The 16,468-nt window shown below is 62.9% G+C and carries 15 protein-coding genes and 1 riboswitch; of the genes, 10 read left to right on the forward strand and 5 right to left on the reverse strand.

Going from position 1 to position 16,468, the window contains the following annotated elements; genetic code table 11:
• Positions 1-16: 16 nt before the first annotated feature.
• From metK to E5221_RS25810, 3 genes are all read left to right on the forward strand, one after another.
• Entirely contained in the window at positions 17-1,207 is a 1,191-nt protein-coding gene (gene metK, locus E5221_RS25800; protein WP_247846644.1) for a methionine adenosyltransferase, read from the forward strand.
• Between the two features lie 145 nt (positions 1,208-1,352).
• Complete coding sequence (gene ligB / locus E5221_RS25805) at positions 1,353-3,053, forward strand: NAD-dependent DNA ligase LigB (protein ID WP_247846645.1); 1,701 nt, start codon at positions 1,353-1,355, stop codon at positions 3,051-3,053.
• A 132-nt stretch (positions 3,054-3,185) separates the two neighbouring features.
• Positions 3,186-3,578: a DUF1090 domain-containing protein gene (locus E5221_RS25810; RefSeq protein WP_061550432.1), complete on the forward strand. Its 393-nt coding sequence runs from the start codon at positions 3,186-3,188 to the stop codon at positions 3,576-3,578.
• A gap of 135 nt (positions 3,579-3,713) precedes the next feature.
• Here the strand turns inward: E5221_RS25810 and E5221_RS25815 are convergent, their stop codons facing one another.
• Positions 3,714-4,160 (reverse strand): cytochrome c, encoded by a 447-nt coding sequence (locus E5221_RS25815; protein ID WP_061550433.1) that lies wholly within the window; start codon positions 4,158-4,160, stop codon positions 3,714-3,716.
• Between the two features lie 119 nt (positions 4,161-4,279).
• Here E5221_RS25815 and E5221_RS25820 point away from each other — a divergent pair, with 119 nt between their 5' ends.
• Positions 4,280-5,431 carry a murein transglycosylase A gene (locus E5221_RS25820; RefSeq protein ID WP_061550434.1) on the forward strand — a complete coding sequence of 384 codons (1,152 nt, stop codon included), beginning with the start codon at positions 4,280-4,282 and terminating at the stop codon, positions 5,429-5,431.
• A 49-nt stretch (positions 5,432-5,480) separates the two neighbouring features.
• Here E5221_RS25820 and E5221_RS25825 read toward each other — a convergent pair whose 3' ends face one another.
• On the reverse strand, positions 5,481-5,867 hold the full coding sequence (locus E5221_RS25825; protein WP_024087834.1) for an MAPEG family protein: 387 nt from the start codon (positions 5,865-5,867) through the stop codon (positions 5,481-5,483).
• A 28-nt stretch (positions 5,868-5,895) separates the two neighbouring features.
• On the reverse strand, positions 5,896-6,729 hold the full coding sequence (locus E5221_RS25830; RefSeq protein WP_061550435.1) for an EamA family transporter: 834 nt from the start codon (positions 6,727-6,729) through the stop codon (positions 5,896-5,898).
• A gap of 291 nt (positions 6,730-7,020) precedes the next feature.
• Here E5221_RS25830 and E5221_RS25835 point away from each other — a divergent pair, with 291 nt between their 5' ends.
• On the forward strand, positions 7,021-8,256 hold the full coding sequence (locus tag E5221_RS25835; RefSeq protein WP_247846646.1) for a sodium:proton antiporter: 1,236 nt from the start codon (positions 7,021-7,023) through the stop codon (positions 8,254-8,256).
• A gap of 122 nt (positions 8,257-8,378) precedes the next feature.
• Here the strand turns inward: E5221_RS25835 and E5221_RS25840 are convergent, their stop codons facing one another.
• Positions 8,379-8,780 carry a hotdog domain-containing protein gene (locus E5221_RS25840; protein ID WP_003257757.1) on the reverse strand — a complete coding sequence of 134 codons (402 nt, stop codon included), beginning with the start codon at positions 8,778-8,780 and terminating at the stop codon, positions 8,379-8,381.
• Between the two features lie 178 nt (positions 8,781-8,958).
• A riboswitch (S-adenosyl-L-homocysteine riboswitch) is annotated at positions 8,959-9,055 on the forward strand.
• 20 nt (positions 9,056-9,075) lie between these two features.
• On the opposite strand from E5221_RS25840, the gene ahcY reads away from it, so the two are divergent.
• The 5 genes from ahcY to E5221_RS25865 all read left to right on the forward strand — a co-directional run bounded on the left by ahcY (position 9,076) and on the right by E5221_RS25865 (position 15,718).
• Positions 9,076-10,485: an adenosylhomocysteinase gene (gene ahcY, locus E5221_RS25845; RefSeq protein ID WP_013974512.1), complete on the forward strand. Its 1,410-nt coding sequence runs from the start codon at positions 9,076-9,078 to the stop codon at positions 10,483-10,485.
• Between the two features lie 166 nt (positions 10,486-10,651).
• Complete coding sequence (gene metF, locus E5221_RS25850) at positions 10,652-11,497, forward strand: methylenetetrahydrofolate reductase [NAD(P)H] (RefSeq protein WP_039612479.1); 846 nt, start codon at positions 10,652-10,654, stop codon at positions 11,495-11,497.
• Positions 11,498-11,589: 92 nt separating this feature from the next.
• Complete coding sequence (locus E5221_RS25855) at positions 11,590-12,660, forward strand: hypothetical protein (protein WP_247846647.1); 1,071 nt, start codon at positions 11,590-11,592, stop codon at positions 12,658-12,660.
• A gap of 166 nt (positions 12,661-12,826) precedes the next feature.
• Positions 12,827-13,615, forward strand: coding sequence for a transporter substrate-binding domain-containing protein (locus tag E5221_RS25860; RefSeq protein ID WP_061550437.1), 789 nt, complete (start codon positions 12,827-12,829; stop codon positions 13,613-13,615).
• 219 nt (positions 13,616-13,834) lie between these two features.
• A complete protein-coding gene (locus tag E5221_RS25865) occupies positions 13,835-15,718 on the forward strand; it encodes a DEAD/DEAH box helicase (RefSeq protein WP_247846648.1) in 1,884 nt (627 codons plus the stop codon).
• Positions 15,719-15,876: 158 nt separating this feature from the next.
• On the opposite strand, the gene E5221_RS25870 is transcribed toward E5221_RS25865, so the two are convergent.
• The gene (locus E5221_RS25870) at positions 15,877-16,455 is read right to left on the reverse strand and encodes a YceI family protein (RefSeq protein ID WP_013974517.1); all 579 of its coding nucleotides are present in this window, start codon (positions 16,453-16,455) and stop codon (positions 15,877-15,879) included.
• Positions 16,456-16,468: the final 13 nt, after the last annotated feature.

The following is a 16,468-nucleotide window of genomic DNA, read 5'->3' on the forward strand; positions in this document are numbered from 1 at the left end:
TTCAGGAACCTTCGAGATGAGCGAATACTCCCTTTTCACCTCCGAGTCCGTGTCCGAAGGGCATCCGGACAAGATCGCCGACCAGATTTCGGACGCCGTCCTTGATGCCATCATCGCCCAGGACAAATACGCCCGCGTAGCCTGCGAAACCCTGGTCAAGACCGGCGTCGCCATCATCGCCGGCGAAGTCACCACCTCCGCCTGGGTCGACCTGGAAGAGCTGGTGCGCAAGGTCATCATCGACATCGGCTACAACAGCTCCGACGTCGGTTTCGACGGCGCCACCTGCGCCGTGATGAACATCATCGGCAAACAGTCGGTGGACATCGCCCAGGGCGTCGACCGTTCCCGCCCGGAAGACCAGGGCGCCGGTGACCAGGGCCTGATGTTCGGCTACGCCAGCAACGAAACCGATGTGCTGATGCCGGCACCGATCTGCTTCTCGCACCGTCTGGTCGAGCGCCAGGCCGAGGCGCGCAAATCGAAACTGCTGCCATGGCTGCGTCCGGACGCCAAGTCGCAGGTCACCTGCCGTTACGAAAATGGCAAGGTGGTCGGCGTCGACGCCGTGGTGCTGTCGACCCAGCACAACCCTGAGGTTTCGCAGAAAGACCTGCAGGAAGCCGTGATGGAGCTGATCGTCAAGCACACCCTGCCTGCCGAACTGCTGCACAAGGGTACCCAGTACCACATCAACCCGACCGGCAACTTCATCATCGGTGGCCCGGTGGGTGACTGCGGCCTGACCGGGCGCAAGATCATCGTCGACTCCTACGGCGGCATGGCCCGCCATGGTGGTGGCGCGTTCTCCGGCAAGGACCCATCCAAGGTCGACCGTTCCGCCGCCTACGCCGGCCGCTACGTGGCCAAGAACATCGTCGCCGCCGGCCTGGCCGAGCGTTGCGAGATCCAGGTGTCGTACGCCATCGGCGTGGCCCAGCCGACCTCCATCTCGATCAACACCTTCGGTACCGGCAAGGTCTCCGACGACAAGATCATCCAGCTGGTGCGCGAGTGCTTCGACCTGCGTCCTTACGCCATCACCACCATGCTCGACCTGCTGCACCCGATGTACCAGGAAACCGCTGCCTACGGTCACTTCGGCCGTACCCCGCAGCAGAAGACGGTCGGCGACGACACCTTCACCACCTTCACCTGGGAGCGTACCGACCGCGCCCAGTCGCTGCGTGACGCTGCCGGCCTGTAAGTTTCCTACAGCGCCAGGCGAAAGCCCCTGCCGAGCAATCGGCAGGGGCTTTTTTGTGACATATGGGCTGACAAACGCTGCATGGCGACGCGCACGCTACCTGCCTAGGCTGAGGGCTCCCACCTGCCATGCAAGGATGCTGGCCATGCCGCTCATGCTGCTGTTCGCCCTGATGTTGACGTTGAATGCTCCCCTTGTCCGTGCCGCCACATGCCCCACCTGGAACCCGCAACAAGTCGAGGCTGAAGTGAGCCGACTGCGCGCCGCGCTTGCCCGCTGGGACGACCATTATCATCGTCAGGGCATCGCATTGGTGGCCGATGAAATATACGACCAGAGCCGCCAGCACCTGGCGCACCTGCAGCAATGCTTTGGCATCACGACTACCCCGTCCCCGCTGGCCAGCGCTGGCGGGCCAATTCCGCATCCGGTGCCGCACACCGGCGTCGACAAGCTGACCGACCGTCAGGCTGTAGAACGCTGGCTGGCCGGCAAGGCAGATGTTTGGGTGCAACCAAAGGTCGATGGCGTAGCAGTCTCCCTCATCTACCGAAAGGGCCGGCTGGTGCAGTTGATCAGCCGGGGGGACGGCGTGCAGGGGCACGACTGGAGCCGCCACATCCCCCTGCTCGACGCAATCAACCGGCAGCTGCCCCAGACCATTGACCTGCAACTCCAGGGCGAACTGTACCTGCGCCTGGACGCGCATGTGCAAGCCCGGGCAGGCAGCGCCAACGCCCGAGGGACGGTAGCCGGGCTGCTGGCTCGCAAGCAGCTGGGTCGTGAGCAAGGTGAGCGCATCGGCCTGTTCGTGTGGGACTGGCCGCAAGGCCCCGAGCAGCAGGCCGAACGCCTCGCGAAGCTGGCGGAACTGGGCTTTGCGCACAGCCAGGATTACAGCGTCGCCATAAAAACAGCGGACGATGCAGCGCACTGGCGTGAGTACTGGTACCGCTCACCCCTGCCTTTCGCCACCGATGGCGTGGTGTTGCGCCTAGGCGTCCGGCCTCCGTCCGAACGCTGGCAGGCCAAGGCGCCCTACTGGATCGCGGCGTGGAAGCACCCGTACACGCAGGCCTTGGCCGAAGTGCGCGACGTACGCTTCCGCGTCGGCCGTACCGGCAGGGTTACGCCAGTCTTGCATATACTGCCGGTTACCCTGGATGACCGGCGAATCACCCAGGTGAGCCTGGGATCGCTGGCACGTTGGCTCAAGCTCGACATCCGCCCCGGTGACCAGGTGGCCGTCAGCCTTGCCGGGCTGACCATCCCACGCCTGGAGCAAGTGGTGCACCGCGCCGCCGAGCGCCAACCGGTGATCGCACCAGCGCCCGGCCAGCATCATGCCCACAGCTGCTGGCAGATCAGCGAAGGCTGCGAAGAGCAGTTCATTGCTCGTCTCACCTGGCTCAGCGGCAAGCAGGGGCTGGCCCTGCCGCGCACCGGCCCTGGTACCTGGCGCCGACTGGTGGCTGCAGGGCTGGTGACCTCGATGACCGACTGGCTGCATCTGGATGCCGAGCGCCTGGCCCAGGTAGCGGGTATCAGTGACACAACGGCTTCGCAGTTGCTGGGCAGTTTCGACCAAGCCCGCTCACGGCCTTTTGCGCAATGGCTTCGCGGACTCGGCGCGCCTACACCCACCGGCATGCAGGTAACAGGCGACTGGCTGGAGCTGGCTGCCCGCACGAATCTTGAATGGCAAGCCATGCCCGGTATCGGCGAAAAGCGCGGGCAACAGCTTGCTGGATTTTTTGCAACCACCGAGGTTCAAGCCATTGCAACGCAACTGGCCACGGCAGGGATCGATGGATTCCGGATCGACAGGCAAAGCATCGAGCAATGATTATTTACCAATTTACCTGTAGGAAAACCCCGAGATTAAGCCGGAAAACCCCAACAAGGGTTTCTAAATGAGCAAAACCAAGGCAGGATTTCCCCCAACTTTTGCTGCCCCGCCCCCTCAAGGAGGCTTTTCATGAAACGTATTTCGACCCTTTTCCTGATCGCGACACTGGGCCTGCCCGCTGGTGCCGTACAAGCCGCCCAGCCGGACGCCGGCCTGACCGGTTGCGCCGCCAAGCGTAGCGCCATCGAGAACCAGTTGAAGATTGCCCGTGACCACGGCAACAACGAACAGGCCGCAGGGCTTGAAGAGGCACTGCGAGGGGTCGACAACTGCACCGATGCCAGCCTGCGCAAGGAACGTGAGCAGAAGGTGCTCGACGCACGTCACGAAGTGGCGCAGCGGGAAAAGGACTTGAAGAAAGCCGAGAAGAAAGGCGATTCGGAGAAGATCAACAAGCGCAAGGACAAGCTGGCCGAGTCGCGCAAGGAACTGCAGGAAGCGGTGGAGGATCTGGATCGCTGACAGAGATTCGAATACTGCGTTGCCTTTACTGGCCTCATCGCCGGCAAGCCGGCTCCCACAGGTACTGCATTGCACTTGAGGGCAGCGTGATACTTGTGAGAGCTGGCTTGCCGGCGATGAGGCCGCAACAGGCCATCAATGATTACGAAACTCGATATGACAGGCCTTGCAAGCCGCTTCGACCTTGTCCATCGGTGCCTTCAACTGTGCAGCGTCCAGCGGCTGGTCGCGGGTGACGTCGACCAGTTCGCCAGTAACGCCTTCCAGCTGGCGGGCCAGGTCATGAAAGCGCGTCTGCCGCTCCCATACCTCGGCACGCGCACTACTGTCGCCACTATCACGCGCCTGTGGGAAGTGCTGCCAGGGCTGGTGCGAAAGGTTGTCCAGCTTCAGCGCACCGTCGGCAAACTTCACCCCGTCGAACGGCAACCGTCCACGCAACATGCCGCCCAGGTCTTCGCTGGTCTTGAGCATGTCCTTGAAGATCACCTTGCGCTTGCCCAGCGGGGAGTTCGGGTCAACCCGGTCACAACCACCCAGGGCCAGTGCTGCCAGCAGAACAACGGTCAATCGCTTCAACATCACGGTCACTTCGGCCTACGCAAATGGGCGGCCAGTATCGCTGCCAAGCGGCGAAAGACCAATAGCCACATAAAAAACAGGGGCGAATATCCGTGTTCACCCATGACAGGAACGTACTCATGAAATCTGCCCTGCGCCATCTGGCCTGGACACTCCCGGCACTGGCCCTGCTGGCCGGCTGCAACGGTGGCGAAAGCGCCAAACCCGAGCCCCATGCCATCGCCACCTACGCCAATGCCACATGGCAGGACCTGCCTGCCGTCAACGACAGCGACCTGGTGGCTGGCTTCCAGGCCTGGCGCAACGGCTGTGAAAAGCTAAAGCGCGACACCGTCTGGGCCAGCACCTGCGAAGCAGCCACCAGCGTGCCCGACAATGCCTTGCAGGTGCGTGCCTTCCTGCAACAGAACCTGCAGGTATACGGCCTGCGTTCGGCCGAGAATAACGCCAACGGCCTGATCACCGGTTACTACGAACCGGTCTACCCTGGCAGCCTGAGCCAATCGGCAACCAACCACGTGGCGGTCTACGGCATCCCCGACGACATGATCGTGGTCGACCTAGCCAGCGTGTACCCCGAACTCAAGGGCAAGCGCCTGCGCGGTCGCCTCGATGGCCGGGTGCTCAAGCCCTACGACACCGCCGAGGTGATCAACCGTGACGGCGTCAAGGCGCCGGTGCTGGCCTGGCTGACCGACCCGATGGACCTGCAGTTTCTGCAGATTCAGGGTTCCGGCCGGGTACAACTGGAGGACGGGCGCCAGCTGCGCCTGGGTTACGCCGACCAGAACGGCCACCCCTATCGGCCGATCGGGCGCTGGCTGGTGGAACAGGGCCAGTTGAAGAAGGAAGAAGTGAGCATGGGCGCCATTCATGCCTGGGCCCAGGCCAACCCACAACGGGTGCCGGAACTGCTCGCCAGCAACCCCAGCTACGTGTTCTTCAGCACCCGCCCGGACAGCAACGAAGGGCCACGCGGTTCGTTGAACGTACCGCTGACCGCTGGCTACAGCGTGGCCATCGACCGCAAGGTGATTCCGCTGGGCAGCTTGCTGTGGTTGTCCACCACTCGCCCGGACGGTACGCCGGTGGTACGCCCGGTGGGGGCCCAGGATACCGGCGGGGCAATTACTGGCGAGGTGCGCGCCGACCTGTTCTGGGGCACTGGGCCGGAAGCTGGAGAACTGGCCGGGAACATGAAGCAGCAGGGGCAGATCTGGATGCTGTGGCCCAAGGGCAAGCCGCTGCCCGAGGTGCCGAAAGTACCTTGATCGGCGGTGGATTCTTCGCGGGCGAGCCCGCGAAGAAGGCGACGCGGTATCAGATGGAAACCACGAAGAAAGCCACAATGATCGCCAACCCGGCAAACCACACAAGCGATCGCAGCATGGCCCAGTCGGCCAGGTAACAGATGATGTACAGCAGCCGGCTGGTGATGTACATCACCCCCAGCACATCCTGGGTCACCTGCTCGGCATTGCCGACGATATCCGCCACCAGCACCGCCGCGGCAAATGCCGGGAAGGCCTCGAAACTGTTCTGTTGGGCAGCATGCGCGCGCCGCGGCAGCCCGGACAGGGTATCCAGGAAGGCACGCGGGTCGTGGTTGTCGCGCAGTCGGAAGCGGCCACTACCGGCCTTGGCTATCAACGCGCACAGTGGCGGCAAGAGCAGCGCGATCAGGATGCACCACAGGGCAACAGTCATGGACAGGACTCCTTGTTCAGTCTTCGGGTCAAAGCTTCATTACCAGCATGCCGGCCAACACCAGCCCGCAAGCTAGGAGTCTCGGCCCGCCAAAAGGTTCTTTCAGGTAGCGCATGCCCAGCAGCACCACCAGAATCACACTCAACTCGCGCAACGCCGCCGCTTCGGCCACCGACCCCAGGTGCATGGCCCACAGCACCAGCGCGTAACTGAGCAGTACACACAGCCCCACCGCCAGCCCCAGGCGCCACTGAAGGCGCCAGAACAAGATGAATGGCGCACGTCGGGCCACGCTGGCCAGCAACGGGAAGGGCCAGGCACTGAGCAAGGTCAGCCATACCAGGTAATCCCAAGGCTTGCCCCACAAGCGCACGGCCTGGCCGTCGAACCAGGTGTAGCAACCAATACACAGGCCAATCAGGACAACCACCGGCAGCATCGACCAGGGCAGCCGGTCACCGCCACCGCCCTGCCACAACAGGCAGGCCATGCCACAGGGGATCAGCAGGATGCCGATGATCTGCTGCTGGCTCAGCGATTCGCCGGCAAAGGCCAGGGTCAGCCCCAGCACCACCAACGGCGACAGCCCGCGCATCAGAGGATAGACCAGCCCCAGGTCGCCCACGCGGTAGGCCTGGATCAACAGGAAGCGGTACAACTGCTCGGCCAGCGCCGAAGCCAGCAGCCAGGGCCAGATGTTGGCCGGCGGTACCTCGACGAAGGGCACCGCCAGCACCGCGAAGGCCAACGCCACCGTATCCATGCTGGCGATCACCAGCAGGCGCTCGCCGCTGAATTTGATCAGGGTATTCCAGGTCGCATGCAGCAGGGCAGCGACCAACACCAGGGAAGTTGCCAGCACGCCTTCTTATCCTTGTGGCTTTTTATGGCTGGGACTATATAGCGTTCGAGGGCCACTGTGCGGCCCAATCGCCGGCAAGCCAGCTCCCACCTCGACCGCGTCGCTTTCAAGGTTGATGCAGTACATGTGGGAGCTAGCTTGCCGGCGATTGGGCTGCGTAGCAGCCCCTTGGATGGGAACGTTTCAAACGAATCCGGTCAAACCCTGTGTCCCGAACCCCGCGCCAGGTCATCAAAGAACTGCCCGAGCCATTCGGGTTACGACTTGGAAGCCACTGTTACAGGATTCGGGATGCTTGAACTAGTTGCCGCGTTTATCTGCCTCACCACCCTCCTTACCTATGTAAATTACCGTTTCATCGGCCTGCCCCCTGCCATCGGTGTGATGGTCACGGCGCTGCTGTTTTCCCTGATGCTGCAGGGCTTGAGCCTGATCGGCTTCCCTGGCCTGGAAGCTCGCGTCGAAGGTCTGATGAACCAGATCGACTTCAATGACCTGCTGATGCACTGGATGCTGGCGTTTTTGCTGTTCGCCGGCGCCTTGCACGTGAACCTCTCCGACCTGCGCAGCTACCGCTGGCCCATCGGCCTGCTGGCCACCGTCGGCGTACTGATTGCCACCGTCGTCATCGGCTACCTGTCGCACTGGGTGTTCGCCCTGTTCGGCTGGCAAGTGCCGCTGATCTACTGCCTGCTGTTCGGTGCGCTGATCTCGCCCACCGACCCGATCGCCGTGCTTGGCGCGCTACGTACCGCCAACGCCTCCAAACCACTGAAAACCACCATCGTCGGCGAGTCGCTGTTCAATGACGGCACCGCGGTAGTGGTGTTTACCGTGTTGCTGGGCATCATCCAGTTGGGCGAGACGCCGAGCATGACCGACACGGCGCTCCTGTTCGCCCGCGAGGCCATCGGCGGGGTGCTGTTCGGCGGCCTGATCGGCTATGCTACCTACCGCATGATCAAGAGCGTCGAGCAATACCAGGTGGAAGTGATGCTGACCCTGGCGCTGGTCATCGGCGGCTCGGCAATGTGCTACGAACTGCACGTTTCGGCGCCGACCGCCATGGTGGTGGCCGGGCTGATAATCGGCAACCTGGGGCGCAACCTGGCGATGAACGACATGACCCGTCGCTACATGGACGGCTTCTGGGAGCTGATCGACGACATGCTCAACGCCTTGCTGTTCGCGTTGATCGGCCTGGAGCTGTTGCTGCTGCCTTTCAACTGGATGCACATGGTAGCCGGCGGCGTGCTGGCGCTGGCGGTGCTACTGTCGAGGTTGCTGACCGTGGCCCCGGCGATCGTGCTGCTGCGGCGCTGGCGCCCGGTGCCCAAGGGCACGGTACGGGTGCTGACCTGGGGTGGCTTGCGCGGTGGGGTGTCGGTTGCCCTGGCACTGTCGCTGCCACTGGGCGAAGAACGTGACCTGATGCTGTCGATCACCTACATCGTGGTGCTGTCGTCGATCCTGGTGCAGGGGTTGAGCATCGGGCGGGTGGTGCGCAAAGTCAGCGCTCAGCCTTGAGAAATTGTGCCGGCCTCTTCGCGGGTAAACCCGCTCCCACAGGATCTGCGCTACCTTTCGGACGGTGAAAAACCTGTGGGAGCGGGTTTACCCGCGAAGAGGCCGGCACCGACAACCGAGATCTATTCGACTGCACTGTCCGGGAACTGGTCCTGGATGTACTTGATCTCGGTCCGCCCATGCGCCGCTGGCAACCCATCCTCGCCAAGGTTGACGAAGACCATCTTGTCGACCGTGAGGATGGCCTTGCGGGTGATCTTGTTGCGCACTTCGCACTTGAGGGTGATCGAGGTACGGCCGAACTCGGTGGCAGTGATGCCCAGCTCGATGATGTCGCCCTGACGCGAGGCACTGACGAAGTTGATTTCCGATATGTACTTGGTCACCACACGCTGGTTGCCCAACTGGACGATGGCGTAGATCGCAGCCTCTTCGTCGATCCAGCGCAACAGGCTGCCACCGAACAAAGTGCCGTTTGGGTTGAGGTCTTCGGGTTTAACCCACTTGCGGGTATGAAAGTTCATCTGTACTCCTGACCTGCCTGGCTAACGTGTAGCAATGATGGCAGAGCGGCCGCTGTCGCTCCATTGAACATCGACTATCGTCGCGATTAATCGACAGAAAACCTTGGGCAAGCCGGCGGGCGCGGCTATAATCTCCGCCGCTTCACATGGCCGCCCTCAGCGGCGCCATGCCCGCCACCCGTCCGAGGGGCGCTGCAGCAGGCTAGGCCTGTCAGGCTCGGATGGGGCGTTGCTCGCTCTCGCGGGCGCTTAACGCACAACGGCGCCCATTCGCACACTACGAATGGAGGCTCTCATGAGCGCTGCAAACATGCCTGCTGGTTTTACCGATTACAAAGTCGCCGACATCTCCCTGGCCGCCTGGGGTCGTCGCGAAACCATCATCGCCGAATCGGAAATGCCTGCACTGATGGGCCTGCGTCGCAAGTACCTGGCCGAGCAACCGCTCAAGGGTGCGAAGATCCTGGGCTGCATCCACATGACCATCCAGACCGCCGTGCTGATCGAAACCCTGGTTGCCCTGGGCGCCGAAGTGCGCTGGTCGTCCTGCAACATCTTCTCCACCCAGGACCAGGCCGCCGCGTCCATCGCCGCCGCCGGTATCCCTGTGTTCGCCTGGAAAGGTGAAACCGAGCAAGAGTACGAGTGGTGCCTGGAGCAGACCATCCTCAAGGATGGCCAGCCATGGGACGCCAACATGGTCCTTGACGACGGTGGCGACCTGACCGAGCTGCTGCACAAGAAATACCCGCAAGTGCTGGAGCGCGTGCACGGTGTGACCGAAGAGACCACCACCGGCGTGCACCGCCTGCTGGACATGCTGGCCAAGGGCGAGCTGAAAGTCCCGGCGATCAACGTCAACGACTCGGTTACCAAGAGCAAGAACGACAACAAATACGGCTGCCGTCACAGCCTGAACGACGCCATCAAGCGTGGTACCGACCACCTGCTGTCGGGCAAGCAGGCCCTGGTGATCGGCTACGGTGACGTGGGCAAGGGCTCGGCCCAGTCCCTGCGCCAGGAAGGCATGATCGTCAAGGTCACCGAAGTCGACCCGATCTGCGCCATGCAGGCCTGCATGGACGGTTTCGAAGTGGTTTCGCCGTTCATCGACGGTATCAACAACGGTACCGAAGCCAGCATCGACAAGGCCCTGCTGGGCAAGATCGACCTGATCGTGACCACCACCGGTAACGTCAACGTCTGCGACGCCAACATGCTCAAGGCGCTGAAGAAGCGTGCCGTGGTGTGCAACATCGGCCACTTCGACAACGAGATCGACACCGCCTTCATGCGCAAGAACTGGGCCTGGGAAGAGGTCAAGCCGCAGGTGCACAAGATCCACCGCACCGGCGCTGGCAGCTTCGACCCGCAGAACGACGACTACCTGATCCTGCTGGCCGAAGGCCGCCTGGTAAACCTGGGTAACGCCACTGGCCACCCAAGCCGCATCATGGACGGTTCGTTCGCCAACCAGGTACTGGCGCAGATCTTCCTGTTCGAGCAGAAGTTCGCCGACCTGTCGCCCGAAAAGAAAGCCGAGCGCCTGACTGTCGAAGTACTGCCGAAGAAGCTCGACGAAGAAGTGGCCCTGGAAATGGTCCGCGGCTTCGGTGGCGTGGTCACCCAACTGACCAAGCAGCAGGCCGACTACATCGGCGTGACCGTCGAAGGCCCGTTCAAGCCACACGCATACCGCTACTAAGCGGCCAGCTTGAAGCTTCAAGCGGCAATCAAAGGCAGACCATGCCGTTGCCGCTTGCAGCTCAAGCATCACGGATCTTGAACGATGCCCAAGCCAGGCCGGCCATAACCGATCTGGCTTTTACTTGCAGCCTGCCGCTTGAAGCTTGCTGCCAGAGGAACGCCCGATGTCCCAGGAACGCCGTTACAGTTTCGAGTTCTTCCCGACCAAGACCGATGCCGGTCACGAAAAGCTGATGGGCGTCGCCCGCCAGCTGGCCGCCTACAACCCGGACTTCTTCTCCTGCACCTACGGTGCCGGTGGCTCGACCCGCGACCGCACGCTGAACACCGTGCTGCAGCTGGAAAGCGAAGTGAAGATACCTGCCGCGCCGCACCTGTCGTGCGTAGGCGACACCAAGGCCGAACTGCGTGCCCTGCTGGCCGAATACAAGGCTGCAGGCATCAAGCGCATCGTCGCCCTGCGTGGCGACCTGCCATCGGGTATGGGCATGGCCAGTGGCGAACTGCGCTACGCCAGCGACCTGGTCGAATTCATTCGCCAGGAAACTGCCGATCACTTCCACCTGGAAGTGGCCGCCTACCCGGAGATGCACCCCCAGGCCCGCAACTTCGAGGCTGACCTGGCCAACTTCGTGCATAAGGTCAAGGCCGGTGCGGACAGCGCCATCACCCAGTACTTCTTCAACGCCGACAGCTACTTCTACTTCGTCGAGCGCGCGCAGAAGCTGGGCGTGGACATCCCGGTGGTACCCGGCATCATGCCGATCACCAACTACAGCAAGCTGGCGCGCTTCTCCGATGCCTGTGGCGCCGAGATTCCTCGCTGGATCCGCAAACAGCTGGAAGCCTATGCCGACGACACCGCCAGCATCCAGGCATTCGGCGAGGAAGTGATCACCCGCATGTGCGAACAGCTGCTGCAAGGCGGCGCACCGGGCCTGCACTTTTACACCTTGAACCAGGCCGAGCCGAGCCTGGCGATCTGGAACAATCTGCAGCTGCCGCGCTGAAATTTTTTGCAAAATCTGTTTAAGATTTGATTAAGGCTTTGGTCATAGACTAAAGCCTTATTCATTTTCCGGTTAAACAGGTCTTGCCTGCCATGCAGCCCCCTCAGCCATTGCGTCCCCAGCTCGTCTACCTGGCTTTTGGCCCGGCAACCTACCATCAGGAAGCCTGCTTCAGCATCATCAGCGCCCTCGCCCATCTGGGCACGGGCGAAGCCATGGACATTCAGGTTTACACCGACAACCCGCAGCCCTATGCCGGTCTGCCGGTCACCGTGCACCTGTTGGACGAAGCCACACGCCAGGCATGGAACGCGCCTCACGGTTATCACTTTCGCAGCAAGCATGTGCTGTTGCGCCAGGTGCTGCAGCAACACCCGCTGGCAGTGCTGATCGACACCGACACCTTCTTCCGCAAGTCGCCGCTGGAGCTGTTCGCTCGGGTAGCCCCTGGCCGCCTGCTGTGCAATGCCATCGGTGCGCGCTACGGCAGCAACCAGAAGTGCCTGCTGTACAAGAACCTGCTGGCCATCCTCGAGTCCAGAGGCCTGGCTGATTGCCAGATGCCACTGGTCAATTCGGGGGTGATCGGCCTCACCGTCGAAGACGCCGGAACCCTGGACCGCTCCATCGCCATGATGGACGAGTTCCACCCCCTGGCTCGCGAAGCGTATACCCTCGAGGAGTTCTGCCTGGCGGTGGCGGCCTACCGCACGCTGGAATTGGCCGAATGCACAGATGTCATCCACCACTACTGGAGCCGCAAGGCGCAGTTCCGCGCCAAGATTCAGGCCTGGCTGCGCAAGCACGGCCACGACCCGCTGAGCCAGGCGGCGCTGGCCGACGTATCCCTGGTCAATGACCAGCTGCCACGGCCGCCGGCCCTGCAACGCCTGGGTTACAAGGCACTGAGCATGACCCTGCCCAGCCACGAGCGCCAGTTCGCCCGCGAGCTGCTTTATGGCTGCTACCCCTATGCCAATGAGTTCGACCGCGCCTGCGCGCCGGCCTGGTGGGACAAGGCCCTGGAAAACCTCAACGCCCGCCATGGCCACGTGGAGCCCGAACAACTGCGCCAGTGCCTGCGCCACCCGGGGTTGCGCCTGTCGCTGGGCGAGCGGCGCAAGGATATCGAGGCGCACCTGCTGAGGTCATCCCACACTTGAGTGAACCTGTGCCGGCCTCTTCGCGGGTAAACCCGCTCCCACAAGTACATCGCGAGCCTGCAAGCCAGCAGAGATCCTGTGGGAGCGGGTTTACCCGCGAAGAGGCCGGCACAGGGGAACATCATCCTCACTGGCCTTGAACAGGCCGAGCGCGTAATCTCCGGGCATGCCACACATCGCCCGACTGTTCTGGATCCTGTTGCTCGCCTGCCTGAGCCCGCTGGCCCTGGGCGAGCGCCTGCGCCTGGTGACCGACGACTGGGCACCTTATGCGTACCAGCACGACGGCCAACCGCGCGGCATCGACTACGAAGTCACCACACGGGTGTTCGAGCGCCTTGGCGTCGAGGTGGAGTGGGAGTTCCTGCCGTGGAAGCGCTGCCTGGCAATGATCGAGCAGGGCTTGGCCGACGGCATCATGGATATCTTCCAGAACGAGTCGCGCCAGCACTACCTGGTGTACGCCCCCGAGCCCATGTCGGAGGTAGAGTTCGTCCTGTTCCAGGCCCGCACTCGACGCCATGCCGTCAAGACTCTCGATGACCTTGCCGGCCTCACCGTCGGCACCTCACCCGGCTACGCCTACGGTGCCGCTTTCAACGAGGCTGTACATTTCCGGCGCGAAGCTGCACCTACCCATGAAGCCAACTTCGGCAAGCTGATGCTGGGCCGCGTCGACCTGGCAATCACCGACCGCAAGGTCGGCCATTACCAGCTGCGGCATCTGGGCCTCCAACAGCAGGTCGAGGAGCTGCCCCTGGTGATCAGCCGCCAGGCCCAGTACCTGGGGCTGGCGCGCAAGCCGGGGCGGGAAGCACTGGCCCAGGCCTTCGCCGTGGAACTACGGCGCTTCAAGCTGGAACCGGCCTATGCAGCAATCAACAACCGCTACACAGGCGACATCGGAAACATTCTCAACGCCGTTGAGCAGCAGGAAAGCAGCACAGCGCGATAGCTCTGTTATACTCGGGCCTTCCCGCCCGGCTCACGCCCGGACGCTCGGCCTCGCAACAGGCATCCCGATCGGCATCGACGCACTTTCGCGTCCACCCTCTGCTACCCGGATGTGCAGTGAAAGCCCAGCTGGACCGGACGCGATCGCATCCCACCGATGCCCGTCGCGCCAGGCAGAACATCCCAAACGGGCCCAGCCCACACGAGAACAGGATTGCCCATGTCCTTTGCTTCCCTCGGTCTCTCCGAGGCTCTTGTCCGCGCTATCGAGGCTGCGGGCTATACCCAGCCGACCCCCGTGCAACAGCGGGCGATTCCCGCCGTGTTGCAAGGCCGCGACCTGATGGTCGCCGCACAGACAGGTACTGGTAAAACCGGCGGTTTCGCCCTGCCGATCCTCGAGCGCCTGTTCCCGGCCGGCCACCCCGACAAGTCGCAGCGCCATGGCCCGCGCCAACCTCGCGTGCTGGTCCTGACCCCGACCCGCGAACTGGCAGCCCAGGTGCATGACAGCTTCAAGGTCTATGCCCGTGACCTGCCACTGGTCAGCGCCTGCATTTTCGGCGGCGTCGGCATGAACCCGCAGATCCAGGCCATTGCCAAGGGTGTGGACGTGCTGGTCGCCTGCCCTGGCCGCCTGCTCGACCTGGCCGGCCAAGGCAAGGTTGACCTGGCCCACGTGGAAATCCTGGTGCTGGACGAAGCCGACCGCATGCTCGACATGGGCTTCATCCATGACGTCAAGAAGGTCCTCGCTCGCCTGCCGGCCAAGCGCCAGAACCTGTTGTTCTCGGCCACGTTCTCCAAGGACATCACCGACCTCGCCGACAAGCTCCTGCACAACCCGGAGCGTATCGAGGTCACCCCGCCGAACACTACCGTCGAGCGTATCGAGCAGCGCGTCTACCGCCTGCCCGCCAGCCACAAGCGCGCGCTGCTGGCGCACCTGATCACCCAGGGTGCCTGGGAACAGGTACTGGTGTTCACCCGCACCAAGCACGGCGCCAACCGCCTGGCCGAGTACCTGGAAAAGCACGGCCTGACCGCCGCCGCAATTCATGGCAACAAGAGCCAGAACGCCCGCACCAAGGCCCTGGCCGACTTCAAGGCCAACAGCGTGCGCGTACTGGTCGCCACCGACATCGCCGCCCGTGGCCTGGACATCGACCAGTTGCCGCACGTGGTCAACTTCGAGCTGCCGAACGTAGAGGAAGACTACGTCCACCGTATCGGCCGTACCGGCCGTGCCGGGCGTTCGGGCGAGGCCATTTCCATGGTCGCGCCGGATGAAGAGAAACTGCTCAAGAGCATCGAGCGGGTAACCAAGCAGAAGATCCCGGACGGCGACCTGATGGGCTTCGACGCCAGCCAGGTTGAAGCCGAAAAGCCTGAAGTGCGCGAACGCCAGCAGAACAATGGCCGTGGTGGCCGTAACCAGCAGGCCCGCGGCGAAGGCGGCAAAGACGCCAACGGCGGCCGCAAGGACAAGGGCAAGGATAAAGGCAAGGCCAAGCAACAGGCTGCGGACAAGCCGGTCGACAAGGAAAAGAGCGGCGACAAGCAACAGCAGCAACGCAAGCCGCGTGACAAGAAGCCACGCCAGCAGCAACAGCAGGCCAGCAACGGCAGCGTGCCGAAAGTGCCTGCCGACCGTGATCCTGAAGAGTTCCTGGACGACGATATCGACAACTTCGGCAACCGTGCCGACTATGTCAGCCCGTACCAGGGCAAGAACCAGGGCCGCAACCGCCGCCCGGGCGCCAATGCCGGCCAAGGTCAGGGCCAGGGTAATGGCCGCAGCAACACCGGTGGCCAAGGTCGCAACAGCGGCCAGCAGCGCAACGGCGGTGGCGGCGAGAAACGTCCAGCCCGCGCTAACAACGGTGGCGGTGCCCGTCGTGATGGGGGTGGCCGTGGCCGCCCGGCTCGTGACGATGCTGCCCGGCAAGAGCCGGCCGTTCGCAACCCGCGCCAGCCGGAAAAACAGCCAGTGATCATCCGCAAGGAGTCCAAGCTCGACCGTTACCCGACGCCTGAGCAGCTGGATGACCTGCCGAGCCGCCCGCGCGGTGAGCGCCCGGCGCTGCTGACCCGCAAGGGCTGACAGAAAGTATGAGGGGGCCGCTTTGCGGCCCTTTCGCGACACAAGGCCGCTCCCACAGGTATTGCGCAGATTTCACTTGCAGCGCAATACCTGTGGGAGCGGCCTTGTGTCGCGAAAGGGCTGCGAAGCAGCCCCCTCGGTACTTCAGCTAAAGCAAATTACTTCTGCTTCACACCTTCAACACTGATATCCAGGTCCAGGGTCTGCGAGGTAGCGCCCGGGCCCTTGATGCCGAAGTCGTTCAGGTTCAGCGTGGTGGTAGCGTTGAAACCAGCGCGCTCGCCGCCCCATGGGTCCTTGCCTTCACCGTTGAAAGTGGCCTTGAAGGTGACCGGCTTGGTCACACCGTGCATGGTCAGGTCGCCAGTCACGTCAGCAGTCTTGTCGCCAGTCGGCTTGACGCTGGTGGAGACGAACTTGGCTTCGGGGTACTTCTTCACGTCGAGGAAGTCGGCGCTGGCAATGTGCTTGTCACGCTCGGCGTGGTTCGACCACAGGCTGGCGGTTTTCAGGTCGACGTTGATCTTGCTGGCTTCAGGCTTTGCACTGTCCCAGGTGAAGTTGCCGTCGAAGTCCTTGAAGGTACCGTGAATGAAGCTGTAGCCCAGGTGGCTGATCTTCCAGTCAACGAACGCGTGCTGGCCTTCCTTGTCGATCTTGTACTCGGCAGCCATGGCCTGGCCGGCGGAGAGCAGAGCGGTACCGAGCGCCAGAGCGGCAAAAGTCTTTTTCAACATCCTTACTTCCTTC

Origin of the sequence: Pseudomonas sp. A2 (assembly GCF_023100865.1) — a bacterium.
In the GTDB taxonomy this organism is placed as follows: Bacteria; Pseudomonadota; Gammaproteobacteria; order Pseudomonadales; family Pseudomonadaceae; genus Aquipseudomonas; species Aquipseudomonas asiatica.